Origin of the sequence: Ruegeria alba, from assembly GCF_022321465.1 — a bacterium.
Classification (GTDB): domain Bacteria; phylum Pseudomonadota; class Alphaproteobacteria; order Rhodobacterales; family Rhodobacteraceae; genus Ruegeria_B; species Ruegeria_B alba.
Window position 1 is genome coordinate 1 of the sequence record NZ_JAKOEM010000012.1, and the last position, 25,642, is coordinate 25,642.

19 protein-coding genes are annotated in these 25,642 nt (G+C 62.7%); 13 read left to right on the forward strand and 6 right to left on the reverse strand.

From position 1 onward, the window contains the following. The 9 genes from MB818_RS13535 to MB818_RS13575 all read left to right on the forward strand — a co-directional run. The coding region (locus MB818_RS13535; RefSeq protein ID WP_369426331.1) for an acyl-CoA dehydrogenase family protein at nucleotides 1-220 on the forward strand (220 nt) is incomplete at its 5' end. A 153-nt stretch (nucleotides 221-373) separates the two neighbouring features. After that, the gene (locus tag MB818_RS13540) at nucleotides 374-1,264 is read left to right on the forward strand and encodes a beta-keto acid cleavage family enzyme (RefSeq protein ID WP_234136146.1); all 891 of its coding nucleotides are present in this window, start codon (nucleotides 374-376) and stop codon (nucleotides 1,262-1,264) included. Further along, nucleotides 1,265-2,266, forward strand: a complete 1,002-nt coding sequence (locus tag MB818_RS13545) for an ABC transporter ATP-binding protein (RefSeq protein WP_234162327.1) — start codon at nucleotides 1,265-1,267, stop codon at nucleotides 2,264-2,266. A 97-nt stretch (nucleotides 2,267-2,363) separates the two neighbouring features. Beyond that, nucleotides 2,364-3,455, forward strand: coding sequence for an extracellular solute-binding protein (locus MB818_RS13550; RefSeq protein WP_234219185.1), 1,092 nt, complete (start codon nucleotides 2,364-2,366; stop codon nucleotides 3,453-3,455). Nucleotides 3,456-3,514: 59 nt separating this feature from the next. After that, nucleotides 3,515-4,363 (forward strand): ABC transporter permease, encoded by an 849-nt coding sequence (locus MB818_RS13555; protein WP_234176124.1) that lies wholly within the window; start codon nucleotides 3,515-3,517, stop codon nucleotides 4,361-4,363. After that, entirely contained in the window at nucleotides 4,360-5,157 is a 798-nt protein-coding gene (locus MB818_RS13560; protein ID WP_234143303.1) for an ABC transporter permease, read from the forward strand. Before MB818_RS13555 ends, MB818_RS13560 begins: the two co-directional genes overlap by 4 nt. A gap of 13 nt (nucleotides 5,158-5,170) precedes the next feature. Beyond that, nucleotides 5,171-6,331, forward strand: coding sequence for an acyl-CoA dehydrogenase family protein (locus tag MB818_RS13565; protein WP_234166143.1), 1,161 nt, complete (start codon nucleotides 5,171-5,173; stop codon nucleotides 6,329-6,331). Beyond that, on the forward strand, nucleotides 6,328-8,421 hold the full coding sequence (locus tag MB818_RS13570; RefSeq protein ID WP_234215971.1) for an acetate--CoA ligase family protein: 2,094 nt from the start codon (nucleotides 6,328-6,330) through the stop codon (nucleotides 8,419-8,421). Before MB818_RS13565 ends, MB818_RS13570 begins: the two co-directional genes overlap by 4 nt. A gap of 2 nt (nucleotides 8,422-8,423) precedes the next feature. Next, complete coding sequence (locus MB818_RS13575; protein WP_238905419.1) at nucleotides 8,424-9,545, forward strand: serine hydrolase; 1,122 nt, start codon at nucleotides 8,424-8,426, stop codon at nucleotides 9,543-9,545. 91 nt (nucleotides 9,546-9,636) lie between these two features. Here the strand turns inward: MB818_RS13575 and MB818_RS13580 are convergent, their stop codons facing one another. Beyond that, nucleotides 9,637-11,253, reverse strand: a complete 1,617-nt coding sequence (locus tag MB818_RS13580; protein ID WP_255700150.1) for an oleate hydratase — start codon at nucleotides 11,251-11,253, stop codon at nucleotides 9,637-9,639. A gap of 93 nt (nucleotides 11,254-11,346) precedes the next feature. Here MB818_RS13580 and MB818_RS13585 point away from each other — a divergent pair, with 93 nt between their 5' ends. Then, nucleotides 11,347-14,031 (forward strand): cation-translocating P-type ATPase, encoded by a 2,685-nt coding sequence (locus MB818_RS13585; RefSeq protein WP_234183211.1) that lies wholly within the window; start codon nucleotides 11,347-11,349, stop codon nucleotides 14,029-14,031. 23 nt (nucleotides 14,032-14,054) lie between these two features. Here the strand turns inward: MB818_RS13585 and MB818_RS13590 are convergent, their stop codons facing one another. From MB818_RS13590 to acsA, 4 genes are read right to left on the reverse strand one after another with little or no spacing between them, the layout of a single operon-like run. Then, nucleotides 14,055-14,309 (reverse strand): phosphopantetheine-binding protein, encoded by a 255-nt coding sequence (locus tag MB818_RS13590; RefSeq protein WP_234143546.1) that lies wholly within the window; start codon nucleotides 14,307-14,309, stop codon nucleotides 14,055-14,057. Beyond that, nucleotides 14,306-15,502 carry a dihydrolipoamide acetyltransferase family protein gene (locus MB818_RS13595; protein ID WP_238905423.1) on the reverse strand — a complete coding sequence of 399 codons (1,197 nt, stop codon included), beginning with the start codon at nucleotides 15,500-15,502 and terminating at the stop codon, nucleotides 14,306-14,308. The genes MB818_RS13590 and MB818_RS13595 overlap by 4 nt, the downstream gene beginning before the upstream one ends. Nucleotide 15,503: 1 nt before the next feature. After that, nucleotides 15,504-17,501: a pyruvate dehydrogenase (acetyl-transferring) E1 component subunit alpha gene (pdhA, locus tag MB818_RS13600; RefSeq protein WP_255700151.1), complete on the reverse strand. Its 1,998-nt coding sequence runs from the start codon at nucleotides 17,499-17,501 to the stop codon at nucleotides 15,504-15,506. After that, the gene (gene acsA, locus MB818_RS13605) at nucleotides 17,498-19,240 is read right to left on the reverse strand and encodes an acetate--CoA ligase (protein ID WP_238905425.1); all 1,743 of its coding nucleotides are present in this window, start codon (nucleotides 19,238-19,240) and stop codon (nucleotides 17,498-17,500) included. Before acsA ends, pdhA begins: the two co-directional genes overlap by 4 nt. A 271-nt stretch (nucleotides 19,241-19,511) precedes the next feature. On the opposite strand from acsA, the gene MB818_RS13610 reads away from it, so the two are divergent. Next, on the forward strand, nucleotides 19,512-20,510 hold the full coding sequence (locus MB818_RS13610; RefSeq protein ID WP_234136161.1) for a flavin monoamine oxidase family protein: 999 nt from the start codon (nucleotides 19,512-19,514) through the stop codon (nucleotides 20,508-20,510). Nucleotides 20,511-21,004: 494 nt separating this feature from the next. Here MB818_RS13610 and MB818_RS22070 read toward each other — a convergent pair whose 3' ends face one another. Continuing rightward, the gene (locus MB818_RS22070; RefSeq protein ID WP_234162333.1) at nucleotides 21,005-22,384 is read right to left on the reverse strand and encodes a S8/S53 family peptidase; all 1,380 of its coding nucleotides are present in this window, start codon (nucleotides 22,382-22,384) and stop codon (nucleotides 21,005-21,007) included. Nucleotides 22,385-22,594: 210 nt separating this feature from the next. On the opposite strand from MB818_RS22070, the gene MB818_RS13620 reads away from it, so the two are divergent. Continuing rightward, on the forward strand, nucleotides 22,595-24,475 hold the full coding sequence (locus tag MB818_RS13620; protein WP_234162334.1) for an adenylate/guanylate cyclase domain-containing protein: 1,881 nt from the start codon (nucleotides 22,595-22,597) through the stop codon (nucleotides 24,473-24,475). Nucleotides 24,476-24,500: 25 nt separating this feature from the next. Next, nucleotides 24,501-25,568 (forward strand): phosphatase PAP2 family protein, encoded by a 1,068-nt coding sequence (locus MB818_RS13625; protein ID WP_234215963.1) that lies wholly within the window; start codon nucleotides 24,501-24,503, stop codon nucleotides 25,566-25,568. Nucleotides 25,569-25,642: the final 74 nt, after the last annotated feature.

Consider the following 25,642-nt stretch of genomic DNA (forward strand, 5'->3'; position numbering starts at 1 on the left):
CCTCGCTCGCAGCATCATGCTGCTGTTGCGCGGAAAATCCACTTATCCCGGCTGTTCAGTTTTCCGGAACCGTCTCTGCGCGTCCTGTTGCGGCAAGGCCGCGCGCATTCTGGACATGGCGACCGATTGGGCCGCCAATCGCCGCCAGTTCTGCCAGCCGCTCCGAGCCTTCCAGGTCACTGGGTCCCGGCTGACTGGAATCTTTCTGACAGAAGCTTGAGAGGCTAGCAGTTGGAACTGCTGGATCTTTCCTACGGCTACATTTTCTTGCCTGAGCATTTTTCGACATGAACACCTGAAATGCGGCGAATAATCGACAGTTTTTGGGTTGATCCGGCCAGCAAACTGGAAAAAACAACAGGGAAAAAATCGCATGAACCACGATGTCGTGCTGACCTGCGCCGTTACCGGCGCCGGGGACACAACCGGTAAAAGCCAGCATGTCCCGGTCACGCCCAAGGCGATTGCCGAGGCGGCAATCGAGGCCGCCAAAGCGGGCGCGGCCATTGCCCATATCCATGCCCGAGATCCGGAAACCGGCCAGGGTTCGCGCGATCCGAAACTGTTCAAGGAGATCGTCGACCGTGTACGCGACAGCGGCACCGACGTGGTGATCAACCTGACCGCGGGCATGGGCGGAGACTGGATCTCGGACCCCGCCAATCCGGCCATGCCCGGACCGGGCACCGACATGATCGGACCCGAGGCACGGCTGGCCCATATCGAGGAATGCCGCCCCGATATCTGTTCGCTGGATTGCGGGACGCTGAATTTCTCGGATACCGACATGATCTATATCTCGACCCCGCCGACGCTGCGCCGGATGGCCGCGCTGGTGCAGGAATGGGGGGTGAAGCCCGAGCTGGAAGTGTTTGATCTGGGCCATATCCGCTTTGCCAAGGCGATGATCGCCGAGGGGCTGATCGACGCGCCGCCGATGTTCCAGCTGTGTCTGGGTATCCCCTGGGGCGCGGATCAGGATGTTGAAACCATGGTGGCGATGAAATCGCAGCTGCCCGCGGGGGCCAGCTGGGCCAGTTTCGGAATTGGTCGCGGCCAGATGCCAATGGCCGCCGCCGCCGTGGCGCTGGGCGGCAATATCCGCGTCGGGTTGGAGGACAACATCTATCTCGAACGCGGCGTTCTGGCGACCAACGGCCAGCTGGTGACCCGTGCGCGCGAGATCGTCGAACGCATGGGCGCGCGTCTGCTGACACCGAATGAGGCCCGCGCCAAGCTGAACCTGCGCGGGGCGGAGGGGTAGATGGCCGACGCGTTCTCTGGCGGCAGCCTGCGGATCGAAGGCGTGTCGAAATATTTCGGCGCGTTCCGGGCGGTCAACGAGGTTGATCTGGAAATCCGCAAGGGAGAGTTCCTGACCCTGCTTGGCCCCTCTGGCTCGGGCAAGACGACGCTGTTGATGATGATCGCGGGGTTTCTGGACATCACCAGCGGCGATATCGCGCTGGACGGAAGCTCGATCGCCGAAGTGCCTGCCGAGAAGCGCAACTTTGGCATGGTGTTCCAGGGTTATGCCCTGTTCCCGCATATGACGGTGCGCGACAATATCGGCTATGCGCTGAGCGTGCGCAAACGGCCCGAGGCCGAGATCCGGGCCCGCGTCGACGAGATGCTGGAGCTGGTCCAGTTGCAGGATTTCGCCAACCGCAAGCCCGGCCAGCTCTCGGGCGGTCAGCAACAGCGGGTGGCGCTGGCGCGGGCGCTGTGTTTCGCGCCGCCGGTCCTGCTGCTGGACGAGCCGCTGGGCGCGCTGGACAAGAAATTGCGGGTCGAGGTGCAGGAACAGCTCAAGGACATTCACCGCCGGGTCGGCACGACCTTCATCTATGTCACCCATGACCAGGAAGAGGCGCTGTCGATGTCCGACCGCATCGTCATCATGCGCGACGGCGCCATCGAACAGGTGGGCTCTCCGCAAGAGCTGTACGAGCGGCCCGCAACCCGTTTTGCCGCCAGTTTCCTGGGCAAGTCGAATTTCATTCACCAGAACGGCCGGGCCTATGCGCTGCGCCCCGAGAAGATCGACATTCACCTGGGCAGCGGTCACCCGCAGGCCCGGCGCAGCGGAACCATCACCAGCATCACCTATTTCGGGTCGATGCAGCGGATCATCGTCGAAACCACCGAGGCCGAACAGATCGAGGTGGATATCGATGTGTGGCGCAACCGGCAGCCCCTGCACGAGGGCGAGACAGTCGAACTGAGCTGGCAGGACGCGGCGGCGGTGGAACTGAACGAAAGCTGAAAGAGAATCCTAAGAACGCCGTTCAAGGCGTCACAACAATCGCCCGGCAAGGCCATGGGCATCTGACACGGAGGACGAAATGCAAGACAAGCAATTCATGAAGGAAATGCTCACCGAAAGCGCCCATGCCTATAAGGAAGGGCGCATGGATCGCCGCACCTTTCTGGCGCTTTGCGGTGCCTCGGGTATCGCCATGAACGCCGTGCTGGCGGGTGACGCGCAGGCGGCGGCCGACCATGTGGTGATGTGGAACTGGGGCGGTCAGTCGGTCGAATGCCACGGCTCGGCCATTGGCGAGGCCTTTACCGCGGCCACCGGCAAGGGGGTGAAATTCGACACATCCGGCCCGCTCGAGGGCAAGATCAAGGAGATGGTGGACAGCGGCAACGTGACCGCCGATGTGGCCGATGCCGACCTGTTCAACGCGGTATCTCTTGGGCCGACCGGGCATCTGGAGCCGATCGACTATTCCATCGTCAGCAAGGACAAGACCCTGCCGGGCTATGCGCTGGAATTCGGGGTGTCGGTGATCCTGTATGGCTATGCCTTCGTCTATGACACCGAGGCCTATGGCGACAATCCGCCCAAGGATTGGAAGGACTTCTTTGACACCGCCAATTTCCCGGGCACGCGGGCGCTGTACAAATGGGCCAACGGATCGCTCGAAGCGGCGCTGATGGCCGATGGCGTGGCGGGCGACGCGCTTTATCCGCTCGACATGGAGCGGGCGCTGAACAAGATCAAGTCGATCAAGGATGACAGCATCTATTGGGGCTCGGGCTCCGAAGTGCATTCGATGGTGGTCAACAGCGAGGTCACCATGGCCATCGTCTGGCAGAACCGCGGGCGCAACATGGAGAATGATACCGATGGCCGTTTCAAGCTGGTCAACAACCAGGCCATGGCCATGCCCGGCGCCTATATCGTGCCCAAGGGCAACCCGGCGGGCCGCGAGGCGGTGATGCAGTTCATCGCCACCGCGCAAGAGGTTCCCGCCCAGCTCAAGCTGCTCGACTGCCTTGGCATGACCCCGTCGAACCCGGCGGCCTTTGGTGAAATCCCCGAGGATCAGCAGCCCTATGCCATCACCTCGGCGATGAACATCGACAAGATCGTCTATAACGACCCGACCTGGTGGGGCGAGAATGGCGGTGACGCGGTGAACGCCTTCCTTGAGGCGATCAGCTAGGACCCTGAGGCCGCGCCCGTCCCCAGTGACGGGCGGGCGCGGCCCTTCGGAACACGGACATGAACGCAGTGGCAAGACATATCCATCCCGGCTGGGCCATCATCGCGCCGCTTCTGGTGCTTGTGGTCGCGCTGTATCTTGGCCCGATCCTGAACATCATGTGGCTGAGCGTGACCGATCCCGAACCGGGGCTGGGCAACTATCGCAAGCTTTTCGAAGGCGACACGCTGTTGCGGATCGTCTGGACCACGCTGCGCATCTGCGTGATCACGACCGTGTTCAGCGTGACGCTGGGCTATTCCATTGCCTATGCGATGGTGCACTGCCACCAGCGGCAGAAGAATTACATGTTGACCCTGCTGTTGGTCTCGTTCTGGATCTCGATCCTGGTACGGACCTTTTCCTGGCTGATGCTGCTGGGTCGCAACGGGTTGGTCAACAACACGCTTGAAACACTTGGCCTGATCTCGACCCCCATCGCCTTCATGCGCAACGAGCTGGGGGTGCTGATCGGCATGGTGCATTACATGATCCCCTATGCGGTGCTGCCGCTGCTGGTCAGCATGCAATCGCTCGATAGCCGGGTCATGGATGCCTCGCGCAACCTCGGTGCCAGCGGCAGTCAGACCTTCTGGCGCATCTACCTGCCCTTGACCCTGCCGGGTATCGTGGCCTCGACCTTGCTGGTCTTCATCCTCAGCCTTGGGTTTTACGTCACCCCGGCGGTGCTGGGCGGGGGCAAGGTGCTGATGGTGGCAGAATACATCTCGGTCCAGCTTCTCGTCACCCTGAAATGGGGCACGGCAGCGATGCTGGCGGCGCTGATGCTGGCCGGGGTTCTGGCCATGCTCTGGATCATGTCGCGCTTCATGAAGCTCAGCGCCGTCTTCGGGGGCAGCACGCGATGAGACCTGGCCTGTTTTCGCTCTTCAACCGCGCCGGCGCCTGGGTGCTGCTGTTGTTCCTTGTGACACCGGCCCTGATCGCGATCCCGGTCTCGCTGACGCCCAAGCGGTTCCTGTCGATGCCCAAGGACGAGCTGTCATTGCGGCATTTCCAACACCTCTTCACCAGCGAGGAATGGCTGTCGAGTTTCTTCCAGAGCGGGGTCATTGCCTTGTCGACCTCGGTTCTGGCTACCTTTCTGGGCACGCTCTGCGCCATCGGCTTGTGGCGGGTTTCGTCCAAATACAGCGAGCTTGTGCGCGCCTTTCTGCTGTTGCCGCTGATCATTCCCCAGATCATCTCGGCCATGGCCTTTTACCGGCTCTGGATCCCGCTGGGCCTGCTGGATAGCTATCCCGGCCTGATCCTGGCCCATACGATCCTGGCTGCACCCATGGTCTTGATCACGGTCAGCGCCTCGCTCGCCACCTTTGACCCAAGGTTGGAACAGGCGTCAAAGAACCTCGGTGCGTCGAACTGGACAACCATGCGGCGGGTCATCCTGCCCTCGATCCGGCCCGGTGTCTTTGCAGGCGCGCTGTTTGCCTTCATCCTGAGCTGGGACGAGATCGTCGTGACGCTCTTCATCTCCAAGTTCAGCGTCTACACCCTGCCGCGCCGCATGTGGAACGGCATCCGCGAGAACACCGACCCGACCGTGGCCGCCGCGGCCGTGGTTCTGATCGCCATCACGATCATCGCCTTTGTCGTCTCGGCCATCCTGTCGCGGCGCAATGCAGGCGAGAGCCGAAGCTGAGAAAGGTTCCGACATGAACATGGAAACCAGCCACGAACATGAATTGCTGACCGCCACGGTCCGCAAGTTCGTGGAAACCGAGATGATGCCGCACGAGGACGAGGTCGACCGCCTGGGCCATGTCCCCGAAGAGATCGGCCGCCAGATCGAGGCACGCGCGCACGAGCTTGGCCTGTTTGCCTGCAACCTGCCCGAAGAGGTCGGGGGCGGCGGTCTTGACCTGTCGGCGCAGCGCATCATCGAGCAGGAATTCGGCAAGACCACCCACGCCCTGCACAGCTGGGCCGCGCGCCCGACCGAGATCCTGCTGGCCTGCGAGGGAGAACAGCGCGAGAAATACCTGCTGCCCTGCGTGCGCGGCGAGAAACGCGAATTGTTCGGCCTGACCGAGCCCGACGCCGGGTCGGATGCGATGGGGATGAAATCCAACGCCCGCCGGGACGGCGACGACTGGATCCTGAACGGGTCCAAGCATTTCATCTCGGGCCCCTGCATGCCCGATTTCGCCATTGTCTTTGCTTCCACCGGTGCCGATGACACCCCGCGCGGTCCACGCAAGCGCGTCACCGCCTTTCTGGTCGATGTGGGCACCCCCGGTTTTGTCTGCCGCGAAGGCACCAGATCGGTCAGCTATCGCGGCTACAAGACCTTCGAGCTGCATTTCGACAATGTCCGCCTTGGCCCGGGCCAGATCCTGGGCGAAGAGGGCAGGGGATTCGAGATCGCCGGTCAATGGCTGGGCATGGGGCGCATCTGGGTCGGGGCGTCGTGTTGCGGCAAGGCCGAGCGCATTCTGGAGATGGCGACGGAATGGGCCGCCAATCGTCGCCAGTTCGGCCAGCCGATCGGTTCCTTTCAGGCCACCGGGTTCCGGCTGGCGGACGGGGCGATGAACCTGCGCGCGGCCAACCTGATGGTGACGGATGCGGTTGCGCGACACCAATCGGGCCGCATGGCCGATCAGGACGCGGCGATGGTCAAGGTCTTCTGCTCGGAAATGCTGGGCCGGATCGCAGATGACGCGGTGCAGATATTCGGCGGCATGGGGCTGATGGAGGAATTGCCGGTTCAACGTCTGTGGCGCGACAGCCGGCTGGAACGGATCTGGGACGGCACCAGCGAGATCCAGCGCCATATCATCACCCGTTCGATGTTGAGGCCGCTTGGTGCATGAGACCGGCGCAGCGTGAGAATTTCCAACGCCTGCTGACCCCGCGCCATATCGCCTTTGTCGGCGGGCGCGATGCGGCGATTGCCATCCGCGAGGCGCGCAGGCGCGGCTTTGCCGGGCGGATGTGGGCGGTGAACCCCAGGCGCGACACGTTGGAAGGGGTGGCTTGTGTGCCGACCATCGCCGATCTGCCCGAGGCCCCCGATGCGGTCTATCTGGCCATTCCCGCCGCCGCGGTTACGGGCGCGCTGGGGCAATTGTCGGCGATGGGGGCGGGCGGTGTTGTCTGCTTTTCCGCCGGGTTCAAGGAAACCGGCGATGCGGCCGCCGAACGAGCTCTGATCGCGGCGGCGGGCGACATGGCGCTGATCGGGCCCAATTGTTACGGGCTGATCAACTATGTGGGCAATTCGGCGCTGTGGTCCTTTGAACATGGCGGCTGGTCGCCGGGATATGGTGCGGCGATCATCACCCAATCGGGTATGTTCTCGTCCGATATCACGATGAGTCAGCGCTCGCTGCCGATGGCCTATATGGTGTCGGCGGGCAATCAGGCGGTTCTGGGGCTTGAGGATTTTCTCGACGCTTTCGCAAGTGACCCGGCGGTGCGCGCCATCGGCCTGCATATCGAGGGCTTGCAGGATGTGGCCCGGTTCGAACGCGCCGCGCTGCGGGCGCTGGAACGCGGTGTGCCGGTGGTGGCGCTGAAATCCGGGAGCTCCCATATCGGGGCGGCGCTGACGATCAGCCATACCGGCTCGCTATCCGGGGCGAACGAGCTTTACGAGGCGCTGTTTGCCCGCTGCGGTGTGATCTCGGTCAGCAACCCGTCGCAGTTTCTGGAAACGCTCAAGCTCTTGTGCGTGACCGGCGCGCCGGGCGGTGCGCGGGTGGCGGGGTTCACTTGTTCAGGCGGCGGGGCCACGATGCTGGCCGATCACGCCGAAAAGATCGGGCTCAGCTTTCCGACTATTGAGGGCGCGGATCGCGGCGAACTGAAGGCCTTGCTGCCCGAGATCGCCACCGTCTCGAACCCGCTGGACTATACGACGCCGATCTGGGGTCAGGCCGAACACACTTATCCGGTGTTTTCCCGGACGTTGACGGCAGTAGCGCCTGATTTCACCGTGCTGGTACAGGATTACCCCGCCACGGGGTTGGACGATTCCAAGGTATTCTATCTCAACGACGCCGGCGCCTTTGCCTGCGCTGCCTCGGAACAACAGGTGCCCGCCGCGATTCTGGCCACCATCCCCGAGAATATGGATTCCGACACCCGCCGGATGCTGATCGAGCAGGGCGTCGCGCCGATGCAGGGCATTCACGAGGCTCTGAACGCGATCCGGGACGCGGCAGGTTGGAGCGCTGCGCGCGCGCGCATCCTGTCGGAGATGCCCGCGCCACTGTTGCGGCCCCTCGCCGAGGCTGCTCTGACGGGTTTGACCGAGGATACCGGCAAGGAGTGGCTTCGAACGGCAGGTATGCCCGTTCCTGCGGGCCGCACCGTCACTGCCCAAGGGGCGGAGAGCGCGGCGGCAGAGATCGGCTTTCCGGTCGCGCTCAAGATGATGAGCCAACATCTTGCCCACAAGACCGAGGCCGGGGCCGTTGCGCTGAACCTTGCTGACCCGGCCCAGTTGCAAACGGCGCTTACGCAAATGTCGAATGCGGTCGCCGCTTATGATGCCGATGCTGTCACCGACCGGTTCCTGGTCGAGGCGATGTCACCGCCGCCGCTGGCCGAACTGATCCTGACCCTGCGGCGCGACCCGCAATTCGGGCATGCGCTTGTACTTGGAAGCGGCGGTGTTCTGGTCGAGCTTCTGGGCGATGCGGTGACGCTGCTTCTGCCTTGCAGCGTCGCAGAGGTGAAGCGCGGGCTAGAGGGGTTGCGTCTTGCCCCGCTGCTCAGCGGATACCGCGGCAGGCCCGCCGCCGATCTGGCGCAGGTCGCTGATGCCATTCACGCCCTGTCGCGCGCCTATCTGCAAGACTGCGCCAAGATCGCCGAGGTCGAGATCAACCCGCTTTTTGTCTATCCTGACCGGGTGGTGGCCATCGACGTGCTGTTGCATCGCGTGGCCGGGGACTAGCCATGCGCATTCCAAACCCGGATCTGGCCGTCGATGACAGCAACAAGCAGCGCTGGAACAGGCCCGCCCACCGGCGCCACGGGTTTCGCAACGCGCATCACCTGTTCCGGCGCACGCTGATGGTGCGGTCGCGCAATGTGCTGCCGTTGGTGCCGTCCCCGATCGACCTGCCGGCGGCCTTGCCGGAGCTGCGCGCGCTGTTGGCGCATCCGGCCTTTTCCGCCTTTTGCTGCTTGCGTGGCGACGCTCTGATCTTCGAGTCCGCAGCGGAGGATTTCAGCCCCACCGCGCCGCATTCGATCCAGTCGGTGACCAAGCTGCATATCCACCTGATCTTTGGTCGCCTGTTGGCGCAGGGACTGGTCTCGCTTGATGCGCCGGTTTCTGAATACCTGCCGGAGATCGGAAGCGGCTATGCGGATGCGCCGCTGGGGGCCCTGCTGGACATGGCGGTGCGCAACGATTTCTCCGAGGATTATTCTGACCCGCTATCGGATTGCTACACCGAGGAAATCGCGCTTGGCTGGCGGCTGCCGCCCGAGGGCGCGCCCGAGCCCAGCCTGGCCCAATTCGCCGCCGGGATCACCGGGTTCCGGCCCGGCCCGCCACCTAGGCTCGCCGAATACAAGTCGGCCAATACCGATGTGCTGACCCTGATCGCGGCGGCGGTGTCACCGGTGCCGCTGGCCCGGATGGTCGAGGAAATCGCCGATGCGGCGGGATATGAAGGCGCGTTCCACATCAGTCTCAGCCCCGAACACCTGCCCGCCTTTTCCGGGGGCGGCTGTCTGAGCGCCCGCGACCTGGCACGGTTCGGGCTGCTGTTTGCGGGGATTTCGGACGACGTGGCGTATCCGAACACCGGTTTCCTGCGCTATTGCTTGGAGCGTGCAGCGCCAAGCCTGGAACCGCCACGCGATTGGCTGCGGTACTCCGGCCATCTGATGACAAACGGGCGCTTGTTAGGTCATGCCGGTTATGGCGGGCAGTTCCTGCTCGTCGATACCGAAACAGGAACCTCCTGCGCGCTGCTCAGCGTTTTGGAAAACGATGCTGGCTATGATGTGAATTACATGTCGCAGGTAGCAGTTTGTGCGAAACATATTTGCGAGATTCTCGCTTGATCAAAGCAACCTTTGGGGGCAGCAACAAGAAGGTGTCAAAAGGGCAGCGACAAAGCTGACAAGCTTGAGACGGGCAGAACGGTCGCCTGGGCTACATTCCCAAAAGCATCCTGGCCGCCCGGCCCAACACCATCGGATCAAGATCGGTGCGTGCCACCGGCGGAGGGGTGTCCACGAGGCCGGTCAGCTGCGCAACCGCGGTCCGGGCCGATCGAACAGAGTATTCCACCGTAAAGACGCAGTCGCGGGGCAATTCACAATACTGCCCGATGATCGCGAAATTCCGCGCTCCGGGCGGGCGCACGTCGGGCCGGTCGCCGGAGTTGCGCGGCATGAACTGGCTGGTGATCAAGGGCATCCTGCAGGGCAGGATACGGGCCGTGGCGAACCAGCCTTTCTGTTCCTCGGACAGGTGCAGCTGACCGGAAAGCTCCTCGATGATTTCGGCTCCGGTGGCCTCCGACATGGGTTTTTTGACAAAGTCGCCGTTCCGGTCTCCCCGCAGCCCGTAGCCCCAGAAGACATAGGTTCCGTGTTCCTGCGCGCGGAAATGCGGCTGATGGAGCATCACAAGTGAAAGCGTCCAGCCCGAACCGGCAAAGGTCACAAGGCCACCGGTTCCCGTGCGGTTGTTAGTGAAATCCTCCATGAACTCGAAGAAAGCCGGACCATCCATAGTCACGGTAAAGGAGGTCCATGCGGTCTGGTTCGATTGGCCCAGGAACCTGTCTGGGTTTCCAATCCCGTCGTGTTCTCTCGCCAACTTCTGCCACAGGCTCCAGCTCGGTCCGGGATCTTTCCCGGAGCTCGGCGCGTGGTCGTTGGAGCCCAGAGTGGAGCCCTCTGTCATCGACCCGAGGGTCAGGTAAACATAACCACCGGACCCAACCGGTACCGTCTTTCCGTCGAGCAGAACAAGATTGGTGACCCGGCGATCCAGTTTGGTGCCCTTTATCACGACATCTGCGACATGTGCTCGGGTATTGACCTGCACCCCGCGGGCCTTCAGCCACGTCAGGATCGGAGCGATGATTGAATCATACTGGTTGTGGCGTGTCCGCAAGATCCCGGCGATCCGGGTAAAGCCGGGAAACAGATGGATGAAACGTCGCAGATACCTCTGCATTTCGGTCAGCGAATGCCACGGCTGGAACGAGAACATCGTCGACCACATCAGCCAGAAATTGCTGTCGAAGAAACCGGGTTGAAACCAGTCCTGGATGGTTTTGCCGCCCAGACCGCGTTCGCTGTGCAAGAACAGCCTGTTGATGTCTACAATGTCACGTGCGGTCAGCGTCAGTTCGTACCGGTCCTCGGCCGGCCTGCCATCGCGCACCAGCCTGCAATTGGACGATCCCGGAACCATGCGGTTGAACGCAAGCAGATCCTCCTTGAGCGAGGTTGCCGGATCGTCGGCAAGAGGAATGCTGTCGAGAAGATCCAGCGTGCAGACGAACTGGTCTTCGAACATGCGACCGCCTCGAACCAGGTAACCGGTTTCGGCACTCCCCGATCCGTCAAGCGCCCCACCCGCTGTCTCCAGCGCTTCGTAGATATGGATGTCGTGACCGGCAACGCCCGCGTCGCGGCACAGATACACCGCCGTCGCCAGCCCCGCGATGCCGGCCCCTACGATATGATGTGTTTGCGCGTGCGTCGCCGTTGGCATGGCGTGACCTTTCACCAGATTGTATCTCAATTCTAGCATCTATAGATCATGGTGCCGACAGGCGTCTGGAACCCGGTCGAAAAATGTTTTGTTGGAGGCGGGTGTTCAACTGCCTTCGGATCGCGAAAGCCCATGTCACGCACCCATGTAGAAAGCGAGATACGATCACAGGTCCACGCAGACGGGAGCGCGGCGGCGCTCGCTCTTCTTGGCGTCGACCCGGAAATCGGCCTGTCGTCGGACGAGGCCGCCTTGCGCCGGCAAACCTATGGTGACAACCGTCTGGACAGGGTGAAGCGTCGCTCTGCGTTGGCACTCTTGCTCGATCAGTTCCGCAGCGTGATCGTCTGGTTGCTGAGTGCTGCCGCGCTGTTGTCGGTGGCGGTGGGGGACCATCCCGAAGCGGTTGCGATCATCCTCGTGCTGGCGATCAACACCGCCATCGGCTTCTTCACCAGTTGGAAAGCCCTGCGCTCGATGGAGGCGCTGTTCAGTCTCACCGCGGCAACGGCACGGGTCCGGCGTGACGGTCATTCGGTCATGCTGCCGGTGCATGAGATCACGCCGGGCGACATCGTTGTCGTCGAGGCGGGGGATGTGGTGCCTGCCGACCTGCGGTTGATCCAGGTCGACACGCTGCAATGCAACGAATCCGCGCTCACTGGTGAATCGGCCCCCGTTTCGAAAACCGTCGCGCCGCTTGCTCTGGACGCCCTCGTGGCGGATCGAACCAACATGGCCTTCAAGGGCACGGCGGTGACGCGGGGCGATGGGATCGGCGTGGTCGCGACGATCGGTTCCGAAACGGAACTGGGTCGGATATCGACACTGGTTCAAACCGCCGAGGCTGCAGCGCATCCGCTGGAAAAGCGCCTCGACAGGTTGGGTCGCACCCTGGTCCTGATCACCATCGCGCTCTCCACACTGATTGGCACAATCGGGTTTGTACGAGGTCTGGCGCTGGTAGACATGATCGAAACCGCGATAGCACTGGCCGTTGCGGCAGTGCCCGAGGGGTTGCCGGTCGTCGCCACGCTCGCGCTTGCCCGAGGCATGTTGCGGATGGCGCGGCGGAACACGTTGATCGAACGGCTTTCGGCGGTGGAAACCCTGGGCGCCACGACGCTGATCCTGACGGACAAGACCGGAACACTGACCGAGAACCGCATGACCGTCGCCGGGTTCCTGCTGGACGGGCGCGATGTGGCGGCCGCTGATCTGTTGAATGCGCAGGCTGCCGTGACCGAGCCCGATCTGCGTCTCGCGTTGGAAATCGGCGTGTTGTGCAATACTGCCGAGATCGGTCAGGCGGGCGCGCAACACGGGGTCGGTGACCCGATGGAAGTCGCCCTGCTGCATTTTGCCGAACTGCTTGGCGTGCGTCCCGATCTCGACGCGGAGGACAGGCCCGAGATCGCCAAACATCCCTATGATCCCGAGTTCAAGATGATGGCGACGCTGCATTCCGCAGGCGGCGATGTGTTTACCGCGGTCAAGGGGGCGCCCGAAGCGGTGATCGACGCCTCTGATCGTGTTTTGACGACAGCGGGCATCCGTGACCTCTCCGAGGTCGCGCGGCAGGACTGGCTGCAACGTGTCGAGGATGCGGCAGGTGACGGCTATCGCCTGATCGGGTTGGCCTACAAACAAGGCGGTCCAGAGGATGCCGCCCTCTATCAGTCGCTGGTTCTTGTCGGCTTCGTCACGCTTCTTGATCCGCTCCGACAGGATGTGCCCGCCGCCATTGCCGAGTGCCGGGGCGCCGGAGTGCGCGTTGTCATGATGACCGGTGACCATATTGCGACGGCCAGGGAGATCGCGTTCCAGGCCGGCCTCGGAGAGGATGGCCGCATCGTTGCGTTGTCCGAAACATCGCTTGAAGGGTTGAAAACGAGGGGCAACGATGCCGAGATGCGGGATCAACTGGAACAGGTTGATGTTTTCGCCCGCGTTGCTCCGGAAACCAAGCTGAAGCTGGTCGCCCACTACCAGGACGCCGGTCATATCGTTGCGATGACCGGTGACGGTGTGAACGATGCGCCCGCTCTGAAGAAATCCGATATCGGTATCGCCATGGGTCAGCGCGGCACGCAGGTCGCGCGCGATGCGGCGGATGTCATTCTCAAGGATGATGCTTTCTCATCGATCGTTGCGGCGATGTGGCAGGGGCGTGTCATCTTTGGCAATATCCGGCGCTTTGTCATCTACCTCATGTCCTGCAATTTCAGTGAGATACTGATCGTCGGGCTGGCCATTGCCGCGGGGCTGCCCGCGCCACTTCTGCCACTTCAGATCCTGTTCCTGAACATCGTGACGGATGTCTTTCCCGCCTTTGCACTGGGTCTGGGCGAGGGGGATCGCAGCGTCATGAAACGCCCGCCGCGCAACCCGAAAGAGCCGATCGTCGGAATGCCGCAATGGGTTGATATCGTCGTCTTCGGCCTTGCCATCACCATTGCCACGCTGGGGGCGTTCTGGATTGCGCTGGATCGGCTCGACATGGATGCTCGTGATGCCGTGTCCGTCGCGTTCCTGACCCTTGCTCTTGCGCAGCTGTGGCACGTGTTCAACATGCGTGACCGGGGCGAACGTGGCTTGGTCAACAGCATCACCAGAAACCCTTGGGTCTATGCCGCGCTGGCGTTCTGCATGGGTTTGCTGGTGGCCGCGTTCCAGATCCCGGCCGTTTCAGAGGCGTTGCAACTCACGCCGCTGGGCTGGCGGCCAATGGCGCTGGCGGTCGGTGCAAGCCTGTTTCCCGTTGTGGTCGGGGGCGTGTGGTTGCGCGCAGGCCGAAGCACCACGCCAACGGATTGACGACGCGCTGGCAGCAGCGCCCGTTACTCCGGCTCGCGCAGCCGTCTGGCAAGATATCCGCTGGCTTTCCGTGGCGTTTCAATCTCCTTGTAGTCGGACTCGGGGATCGAAACGCCGAGACGCGCATGCAGCGCCGTCACGAGATTGAGGATATCCATGGAATCTAGGTCCAGATCATCCTGAAGATGGTCTGTGTCCCTTACCGTTGCCGGGTCTATGTCGGGCGCGACCCGGTTGAGTTCCTCCAGAAAGATCGCCCTCGTTTCGGTTTCGGTCATAGCTCCTCCGGTCTGGCAAGACAGTCTTGGATGGCGACGAGAAACCGGGATGCCTGCCGCCCGTCGCAAACACGGTGGTCGGCGGACAGAACAAGGGTCGTGACCTGGCGCGGTTCCACCCCGGACCCGGTTACCCATGGTCGTATCTGTGGCGCGCCCACGGCAAGAAGCCCGACCTGCGGGGGAAAGATCACTCCGGTCATGCCCTCTGCGCCATCCTCGCCCAGGCTCGACACGGTCAGGGTGCCGCGTGTGAACTCGGAACCGCGCAAGCGTCCGGAACGCGCCCGCGTGACCATGTCGCGCAACCCGGCCATGACATCCGACAAGCTCATCTTGTCGACATCGGCCAACGCAGGGGCCACCAACCCGCCACCGCGCAGGGAAATGACCATGCCGATGTTCACCGTTTCCGAGGGGACAAAACCACCCCCTGTAAAATGACCGTTGAGAGCCGCGACCTGCCGGGCCGCCATCGCCGCCGCCTTGACAAAGACGGCTCCCAGCAAAATCCGGTCGGCTGGCGGCCGCTCGGCGTTCTGCTGCGCGAGCCAGTCAGAAACCGGTTGGGTTTCGACCGTGTGCGAGACGTAGAAATGCGGTATCTCGCGCTTGGACCGGCTCATCGCGGCGGCGACGGCCTGGCGCATGTCCGACAGGCCTTCTCCGGCTGGCCGGCTGGTGCGCGTGGCCTGTCCCATTTGCGCCTCGACATCAGCCAGAACAATTGCGCCTTGGGGGCCCGAGCCCTTGAGTTGGACGAGGTCGATCCCGGCCTCTTGCGCGGCGCGGCGGGCCGCCGGGCTTGCACCGGCGGCGGACGCTGGTGGCTCTTGCCGGGGCTGCGCGGGCTTTTCCGAGGGTGCTTCGGCTTCTGCTGGCAGGGCAGGGGCGCTCCGCTCCTTCGGCGCCGGTCGTGTTTCCTCTTCCGGCGGCTTTGGCTCCGCACCCGTTTCTTCGCCGTCGCCGATCCAGGCCATGGGGGCACCAACCGGCAGGGTCTGCCCGATCTCCGCCAAGAGTTCCGTGACCGTACCTGCCTCGAAAACCTCGATCTCGATCGCGCCCTTCTGGGTCTCGACCACGGCGACCACATCACCGCGCGCGACCGTGTCACCGGGGTTCACCAGCCATTCGACCAGAGTCCCGGCCTCCATGTCGGCCCCCAGCGATGGCATTCGGAAAACACCCATCTCAGCCGCGCCCCAATGCCGTTTTGGCGGCGGCGACAATGGCCGGAACCTGCGGGATCGCGGCATCTTCCAGATGTTTCGGATAGGGGATCGGCACCTCTGCCGAACAGACCCGCCCGACCGGAGCGTCGAGTGTCCAGAACACCTGTTCCATGATGCGCGCCGATAGTTCTGCCGCCAGCGAGCCGCTGCGCCAGCCCTCGTCGACGATGACCGCCCTCCGTGTCCGCGCGACCGAGGCCATGATGGTTTCATCGTCAAGCGGTCGCAACACGCGCAGATCGATCACCTCGGCCGCGATCCCGTCGCCGGACAGCACTTCGGCGGCCTCCAGCGTCTTGTAGAGCGAGCCGCCATAGGTGATCAGGGTGATATCTCCGCCCTCGCGCCGGATCGCCGCGCGCGTGATGTCGACGGCACCTGCGCCCGCGTCGATCTCGCCGCTGCGATTGTAGAGCATCACATTTTCGAAGATCAGCACCGGGTCGGGATCTTCCAGCGCCGTCCACAGCATGCCGCGCGCATCCTCCAGCGTGGCGGGGGCGAGCACCCTGAGCCCCGGAATATGCGCGTACCAGCCTTCGAGGCTGTGGGAATGCTGCGCGGCCAATTGCTTGCCCGCGCCGGTCGCCATACGGATCACCACGGGCACGTTGAACTGGCCGCCGGACATATGCCTGAGCGTCGCTGCAGTGTTCAGGATCTGGTCCAGAGCGAGCAGGCTGAAATTCACCGTCATCAGCTCTACGATGGGGCGCATGCCGGCGCAGGCTGCCCCGATCCCGGCGCCGGTAAAGCCGGATTCCGACAGCGGGGTATCGCGCACGCGGGCCTCGCCGAATTCGTCCATCAACCCCTTGGACACCGCATAGCAGCCCCCATAGGCGCCCACGTCCTCTCCCATCAGGAACACCCGTTCATCGCGTCGCATCGCTTCGGAAATCGCCGCGCGAATGGCTTCGCGATAGGTGGTCTCGATCTTCTCCCCGGTGGGCGGGGATGCTGCGACCGGTGGCGTCTCGGCGGCCACCACGTCGCGGGTCAGGCTTTCGACCGGCTCCCAGGTGCCTGCCTCGGCGAACTGTACCGCTTCGGCGATCTCGGCCTCGGCACGGGCCTCGATCGCCGTGATCTCCTCTTCATGGATCAGACCGTTATCCAAGAGCCAGGACTGGAACCGCAGGATCGGCCCTTTTTGCCTCCACGCTTCAACCTCGGCCTTGTCGCGATAGAGCTGGGCGTCGAACATCGAATGCGCCCGGAACCGATAGGTCCGGCACTCCAGAAATACCGGGCCTTCGCCCGCGCGTATCCGGCGCAGCGCCTTCGCAGCCGCCACCTGGACAGCGACGACATCCATGCCGTCGACAACCTGTGTTTCGATGCCAAAGACGGCAGCCTTGCGGCCGATATCTGTCTCCGACTCGGACCGGTCCAACGCGGTTCCCATGGCATAGCCATTGTTCTCGCAGACGAACAGAACCGGCAGGGTCCAGAGCGCGGCAAGGTTCATCGCCTCGTGAAACTCGCCTTCGGCCACCGCGCCCTCGCCAAAGAAACAGGCAGTGACCGTGTCGTCGCCCCGCATGCTGTCAGCCAGCGCAAGTCCGGCGGCCAGCGGCAGGCCGCCGCCCACGATGGCGTTTCCCCCGTAGAAGATGCGCGCGGCATCGAACAGGTGCATGGAGCCGCCGCGACCGCCCGAGCAGCCCTCGGCCTTGCCATACATCTCGGCCATGACAGTTGTCATCGGTACGCCGCGCATCAGGGCGTGGCCATGTTCGCGATAGGTGGCGACAACCCGGTCCTTCTCGACCAGCAGCGGGATGATCCCGGCGGCAATCGCCTCTTCACCATCGTAGAGATGCAGGAACCCCCGGATCTTTTCCTGTGTATACAGCTCTGCGCATCGTTCTTCGAAGCGTCGAATCCGGATCATGTCCCCGAGACGCCGACGGACGGTGTCGTGATCAAGCTTCGGTTTCTCCTCCGTGCTCATGTCTCCTCCGTCTCCAGTGTCGAGGTATCGCCTTCGGGCAGACCCAGTTCGCGCGCCTTGAGCAGGCGGCGCATGATCTTGCCCGATCTCGTTTTCGGCAGCGTGTTGCGGAACACGATCTCGCGCGGGGCCACGGCGGCCCCCAGGCGTTTGCGGGCAAAACCGCGAATGTCGCGTTCAAGTTCGGGGCCGGGTTCCGCACCGCGATTGAGCGTGACGAAAGCCTTGACCACCTCGCCGGCGGTTTCATCGGGCACGCCGATTACCGCCGCCTCGGCCACCGCGTCATGTTCGATCAGCGCGCTTTCCACCTCGAACGGGCCGATCAGGTGGCCCGAGGACTTGATCAGGTCGTCGGCCCGCCCGACGAACCAATAATAGCCGTCGGCATCGCGCAAGGCCAGGTCGCCGGACAGGTACCAGCCATCGGCAAAGCATTTGTCATAGCGCGCCTGCTCATTCAGATAGGCCCGCATCATCGACGGCCAGCCCGGCCGCAGGGCCAGTTCGCCGATCTCGCCATCCGGCAGTTCGCGCAGGCCATCGCCCGTGTTTTCGACGATCCCGGCGATGATCCCCGGCAGCGGCTTGCCCATCGAACCGGGCTTGATGTCCGCGTCCTGCGTGTTGGCGATCATGATCCCGCCGGTTTCGGTCTGCCACCAGTTGTCGTGGAACGGCAGCCCGAACACCTCGTTCGACCAGATCACCGCCTCAGGGTTCAGCGGCTCGCCAACACTGGCCAGAAACTCGAGGGAGGAAAAATCAAAGGGTTCCGCGGCGTCCTTGCCGGCCCGCATCATCATCCGTATCGCGGTCGGGGCGGAATACCAGATCTGGACCTTTTCCCGCTGAAGCGTCCCGTACCAGCGGTCGAGGTCGAATTCCGCCTCGTCAACGATCATCGTGGCCCGGTTCACCAGCGGCGAGATGATGCCATAGGTCGTTCCCGTGACCCAGCCGGGATCGGCGGTGCACCAGTAGCGAATGCCGGGTCGCAACCCCAGCGCATGGCGCCCGGACAGCGCGTGGTAGAGAACCGCCTCGTGAACATGCAACGCACCCTTGGGCTTGCCGGTGGTGCCCGAGGTGAAATGGATCAAAGCCGGGTCTTCGGGCCGGGTGTGGAGCGTCTCGTATTCCGGCGAGGCTGCGCGCAGCGCCGGACCCAGCGCGACGCATCCCTCGGGTGCCTCCTCGCCAACGATCAACACAAGGCGCAGCGTTGGGATGTCCTCCCGCCAGGCGGCGATCTTGCGTTCATAGAGTGCGCGGCTGGTGACCAGAACGTTGGCCTCTCCGATCTCCATCCGGGTTCTGAACGGCTCGGGTCCGAAGGCGGCGAAGAGCGGCGTGAACACCATGCCCGCCTTCCAGGTGCCCAGGGCCGCAGCATAAAGCTCTTTCTCGCGGCCCATGGCGGAAAAGACGCGGGCTCCTTTCTCCAGACCATGCGACTTCAGCACATTTGCAAATCGAGAGGAGAGTTCAGCAAGCTCCTGATAGCTGGTGATCTCGCGCGCGCCCTCTTTCGACAGCCAGACAATTGCCGTTTCATTGCCATGACCCCGCGCTACATGCCGGTCGACGGCTTCGTACCCGATGTTGAGCCCGCCATCCGGCAGACCCGTGACCAGCGAGCGTCCCAGCGCGCGGGCATCCAGCGTCGCGAACCCGGCAACTGGCGTCGAAGCCGGGGCCTGTCCAGACCGTGGCCGCTTTCTGATGATGTCCTGCATCAAGGCGCCCTCCCGTATTGACTGTGCTGGAGGGCGCGCCCGGCGAGCAATGATCCATGTCAAAGCGGCCGGACGGATGCCACATGCCAGAACGTAAAGGCAGATACGGGCAGTCAGGGGTGGAAGCCTTGCCAGGCCGGGCTATCGTTGCCGTATCTTGTTTGCGCCCCGGTCTATGGGCCAAGAGCACTGATAGCCAAGACTGGCAGAGAGGGTATTCCTTTGGGTACGAATTTGAGCAGATCGGTGCGGTCAGAGCACAAGAACGACCATGATGTCTAATGTCTGCATCATCGGTGCGGGTCTTTCCGGTCTCGCGCTGTCGACGGCGTTGAGGGCCGACGGCCACGATGTTACGCTGCTGGAGGCGCGAGCCCGGGCCGGGGGGCGCATCCTGTCGCAGAATGGTTATGACCTTGGGCCATCCTGGATCTGGCCGCACAACGCTCGCATGCTTGCGCTGCTTGACCGGCTGGGCCTTCGCGTTTTCGCCCAGCACATATCGGGCAGCCTTGTCTTTGAGGACGCAAATGGCGCCGTCCGTCGCGATCTCGATTTCGCGACGATGGGCGGTGCGCTGCGTGTCGTCGGGGGGCTGGCGCAGGTTTCGCAGGCTTTGGCCGAGGCATTGGGCGATCACCTGCGCCTTGATTGTCGTGTGCACAGCGTGAGAGAAGAGTCCGATGGTGTGAACGTCACGACCGCCGATGGCAGCACCCGCTTCGGGCACGTCGTTTTTGCGCTGCCGCCGAGACTGGTTGCGGGGCTGGGACCAGCGGTGCGAGATGTCCCCACCTGGATGGCCGCGCATGCAAAGTTGGTCGCGATCTATCCTACACCCTTTTGGAGGCACGTGGGATTGAATGGTGATGCGATCTCGCATCGGGGGCCTTTGGCCGAGATCCACGATGCCTCGCCTGCTGGTGCAGAGGCAGGTGCGCTTTTCGGCTTCGCCCATGTCGGCGCCGCGCGTCAGCCGGGGTTTCGCGCGGCGGCTATCGCCCAGCTGGCGCGGCTGTTCGGCGACGAGGCTGCGGCGCCGGATGAGGTTTTGATCAAGGACTGGAGCTGCGATCCGGCAACCGCCACCGATGCCGACCTGACCCCGCCAGCGGGTCACCCGGCCTATCGTGCGCTGACGCCCACGCGCCGGCTGATCTTTGCCGGTACCGAGGTCGCGCCCAAGGATGGCGGGTTTCTCGAAGGGGCGCTGGCGGCGGCCGAAGCCGCGCGGGCCAGACTGATGTTACTCGCGAACCAGCGCAGCTAGTGCCCGGGCGATACGCTTCGGTGTTACCCGTTTGATCAGGCAAAGAGCTTTCCCCTGGTCCCTTCTACCGATCGGACGATCAGCTTGTGTCTTTTTTCCGTGAGATTTCCGCGACAAGCGGAGCCTTCTTGCATTTTCGGGCGACGTCCAGCGCTTCATGCAAACAGGCTTCGGCCGCAGTTGGCTGGCGGACACCCGCATAGGCTTGCCATCGGGAGCAACAAGCCGGCCTGCTGCAGACAATAGTTCCAGCCCCGCGTGATAGGTGCGGTACGGGGGCAGGTCCAATGCCTTCATGATCCGCACATACGGCTCCTGCACGGCCACGTTCAACGCCTCGCATTTACGGTCTTGCGTCCCAATGACCTGCCTCTGGCCGCGGGCGTATCAGGGTATTGCGGCTTGCGGCGGCGCAAGGAAGTGGGACGCCTGCACGGGCGACGGTGCGGGAACCTTCGTCAACCGGGACGCTTCCTTTCGGGCACGGGAGCAAATCAGCCCGGCAGCTCTGCGATGGTGTCCCCGAGCCTCAAAAGGCCCGCTCCGGTTCTTCGGTTCCAACCTGGGCCTGAAACCTTCCGCGCCCCGGCACGCAGGGCCGAACGCATCTGTGTCGGCGATAGTGCCGTGTTGCTCCAACCGCTGCGCAGCGCCGCGATGGCTCCGGCAACGACAGCGGATGCCCCGGATGTGCCGCCGCTACGCAACGTTGCATCGCCGTCTTCCACGAACCAGCTCGGCGCGCTGAGATCGGGCTTGTCGACCAGGCCGCCATCGGGGTTGAAATTCGATGGTCCCGGCCCCTGGGATGAGGCGCCGATCCACCCCCCGTCGCAGCGCACCGCCGCAACGCTGGTTACGTCGTTCAGGCCATTTGCGCCAAAGATGCTATGCCCCGGGCCCCGGTCATAGCCGGGTGCGCGCGGGTCCGCGCAGAACTGTCCGCTGTTTCCGGCCGCGAACACGATATCATGCCGGCGCCCGAGCGAGGCGACAAGGACATTCAGCCAGTGGTCGGGATTGTTGGTATATTCCCCCCTGATGCGCTCGGCAAAGCGGTCCACGATCCCCCAGGCGTTCAGGATCACCCAGTTTTCATTCTCGGACAGGAAGAACCATTCCATCGCCAGATACGCAAACAAGGCCCGCATTGCGAAATAGTCGACATCGGTGATCCGTGTCGGCAATAGCGGCAGGTCAAAGAACTCGGCGTTCGGAGCCAGGTCGGTCATTGTTCGAAGCAACATCGACCCGTGCCGCAATGGCAATGGCAGATAAGGTTCGGTGCCACTGCCCGGCAAGGCGGTGATGCCGTCTTTGTCGACACCGAGACCACCGCCAAAAGTACCGCCGAGCGAGTGGACATAATCCCTGCTGAACCCTCGGTCGACAACAAAGACTTTGGTTCCCTTGCCGTTCAATCCGTGCCCAACCAGAGCATTGGCCTGGATCAAGCGTCGCACCGCCCTTCGGGTGCCGAACGTCATGCCAATGCCGTGACCGGCACACCAATGCTGACTGGGCGGTGCAAGGTTCATTGTGGTCGGTTCCAACTCGATCCCCAATACCCGCGCCGCCTCTGGATCGCCTGCGGCCACCGCCTTGTCCCTGAAATCCTTTAAAAGACCGCGCGCCGTGCCTTCATCGGGCAGCAACAAGGGAATGCCAAAACCGATGCCGGTTCCGGGAGAATCCGGCATCACGGCCCCGTTCCGATCAAAGGGCCTCCAGGGGTTGTTGGTCTGATCGGAAGGCAAGACGAACCCGGGCAAGCCATATGTATTCACCAAGTCTGCCAGATCATATCCAAGCGTCGAAAGGTTGGATTTCAGGCTTTCCTGGTTCCGGTCGAACAGAAACAACTTGAGTGCCACAGCCATACCTCCATCGTCCGGGATGACGGCAGCCGATACAGGGAAACGGTTTCACGACCGCCAAGCTCCGGCCCGCGAACTGATGGCTGTCCGGTCATCTGTGGCGTCTGGTTTGGTCCGCGCCATCTCCGGCTCACAGTTAACTTTTATCGCGAATCGTAACATAATGCACCCATAGGAGAGATTGATTTGAGCAACGGTCACTTCCAAATGACCGAAAAGTCGATTTCACCGGAGCCTGAGGCGCCGGTCAAATCCGGTGGTGCGGCTCAGCCTGAGTCCGAGACCAAAACGCCAACACTTGGAGCTGAAGAACCGGAGTTAACCCCGGCATCCACGTTGAGGTCCAATGGCGAGAAAGCCGCCAAGCAACTCGAAGTCTGTGTTGGTTTCGTCGATGTGGTCGGCTTCTCCGCGCTCATGCACAGCGACGAGGAGGGAACGTTCTATCGCTGGACGGATCTCCGTGACGAGGTCGTTTTGCCGCTGATGCAGCAACATGGCGGTACCCTCGTGAAACTGACGGGTGACGGTATCCTTACGACATTCGGCGATCCGGTCGCGGCCGTGCGATGGGGACGGGATTTGCAGATCAGGGCCAGGCAGCGCCGGCAGGGATTGTCGCTACGAATTTCGTTGAACTACTGCAAGGTACTGCGCGACAGAGACGACCTATTGGGGGACGGGGTGAACATTGCTGCCCGGTTGCAGGAGTTCGCCAGCGCCGGTGGCATCATCCTGACGCAAGCTGTGCAGGATACGATATCCGGCAACAGCGAGTTCGAAACCCGGACGCTGGGGCGTCTGCCAATGCGCAAGTTGGGGGTGACGGTTCCCGCATATGAACTGGTGCCGGATGCACGATACGCGTTGGAAGATACCGGCCAATGCATGAACCTGCCATCTGTCGCGGTGATGCCCTTCGCCAATTCAGGCGGCGATCAGGCGGATGAATACCTTGCTGCGGGGATTTCGGAAGGCATCGTTTCACAACTGTCGCGACATCGGGATTTGATCGTTATTTCGAGGTCGTCCACTTTGGCTTTCGGTCGGCAGGCGATTGAGCCGATGTCAATCGGAAAGGCACTGGGTGCGCGGTATCTTATCAGTGGGACCCTATGGCGGTTGGGGAAAAATATCCGCATCTCGGCCCAGCTGGTGGATACGGAAATCGGCCGGAACCTGACCAGTCTGCAACGCGATTTCGAGCAGAGCAATCTGTTTGCCATTCAGGACGAGATTGTCGAATCTTCTCTTGTACACCTGCTGCCAAGCCTGCTGGCAGAAGAACGGCGCAGAACGCTACGCAAGAAACCCACCTCCTTTAACGCCTATGACAGTTACCTAAAGGCGCTTGACCTGATCGGAGACCTGGAACGGAACGCATTTGAGCAAGCACGAAACCATCTTGAAGATGCTATTTCTGCCGATCCGAGCTTTTCCTCTCCGTTGGCCTGGTTGGCTCGGTGGTACAGCCTGAATGTCGGACAAGGGTGGTCACGGGACCCTCAGGCGGACGCGGGTAAAGCGAACACGCTTGCTAAGAAAGCGATCGGTCTGGATGCTCAAGATGCGCTGGCGCTGGCCACCTACGGGCATGTTCAATCCTATCTCTTCGGTGATTTCGAGACCGCGATTGCCTATCTCGACCGCGCGCGTGAGGCCAATCCCAGCAGTTCAATCGCCTGGTTGCTGTCCAGCGTTACGTTGTCGAGTGTCGGGCGTAGAGACGAGGCCATAGCCGCAGCAGAGCGGGCGCTGCGGCTCTCACCCTTCGATCAGCGCCTTTTCGTCTATTATACCTTTCTTGGAACAGTACATTACGACGCCGGCAATTACCCGACCGCGATCAAGTGGTTGTCGCGTGGGCTGGCGGAAAATCAGCGCTATACCAGCGGGCTGCGGACACTGGCCGTTGCGCAGGTCGCGGCTGGCCAGTTGCAGAACGCGCAGAAATCGGTCGCGCGGCTTCTGGAACTGGAACCCGGCTTTTCGGTTTCCAACTACCGCAGGACGCATCGACACTACAGCGATCCAAGGCTGGTTGATTTGTTTTGTACGCGCCTTGGGCAAGCAGGCGTGCCAGAGTGACCATGTAGTGAAGGGGGACTTCAGGATGCCGACACCGACAGGAAGGCTGGGCACGTTTGACGCGCGGGATGCGCGCGACGCCAGAGATGCACGCGATGCAAGGGATGCCCGTGGCGATGCGGGCTATGGTGGCAGTCCGAATTACCTTGGCCTCGGTATCTCTCCCCACACGGCGCATGATGGCGGTGGCACCCCGCCAGTCGAAGACCGCTGGTGGCCGGGAAACCAATGGCCTCCGACCCACCCGGTCGCGACCGACGGCGGGGGCGACCCCGTTCGGCTGCACGCGATCTACAAATTCTACAAATCTGCAACTTTCAGACACTGGTCACCCGGCAATGAGGCGGTGGCGTTCCTGTCCGAATTCGCCGCTTTGGATTCGGACGGGTCGGGCCGCCCGGACTGGACGAGCCTCTCCCTGCCTGATCCTGCGCGCACGGCCAACAATTCAACGGACGTGACGAATTTTGGTGGTGGCGTGAGTTGGCGGATTGACGATGAGCTGAAAGAGCTTGTGGGACTCATCGAATACCGAAGCGGAGTGCTTGACGAAGCCTTGCAGCAACGCGACACGCTGATCGGCTATTTCCAGGGAGTTTTGCCGTTCACTTATCTGTCCCATCCGTACACTTTCCGCCTGTGTCATCTGGCATTGGCGTCAGCGCAGTTCCTCGCCTTTCATTTCAAGAAAAGGTTTGAACGTCCACGCCCATCGCAATTGCATCCAGGGTTGCTGCCGCCGATCGACGTTCCACAACATCCCGCCTATCCCAGCGCCCATGCGACCGAGGCCTGGCTTGTCGCCCATTGCCTTGATGAGGTGATGCGGGATGCAGCAGGTAACAAGATACTGGAGGTCACGCATCAGGGTGGTCAGACACGCAACGCCCTGCACGACATGGCCTCACGCATCGCCCGAAACCGCGAGGTTCTAGGGGTGCACTTTCCGTCCGACAGCGAGGCGGGCAAGCGGCTGGCACAGGCCGCTCTTACGATCATGAAAGCCTGCCCGACAGTTGGAGATCTGACCGTCAATGGCCTGCTCAAGCGGGCCAGTTTGGAATGGAGTGACATGGCCAACGTCGGGAGCTGATGGTATCGCTCGGCAAGGGTGTTTGGTGGTCGGGCCGACGCAGGCGATCTGCACCGGCCCAGGGCGCTTCTGGG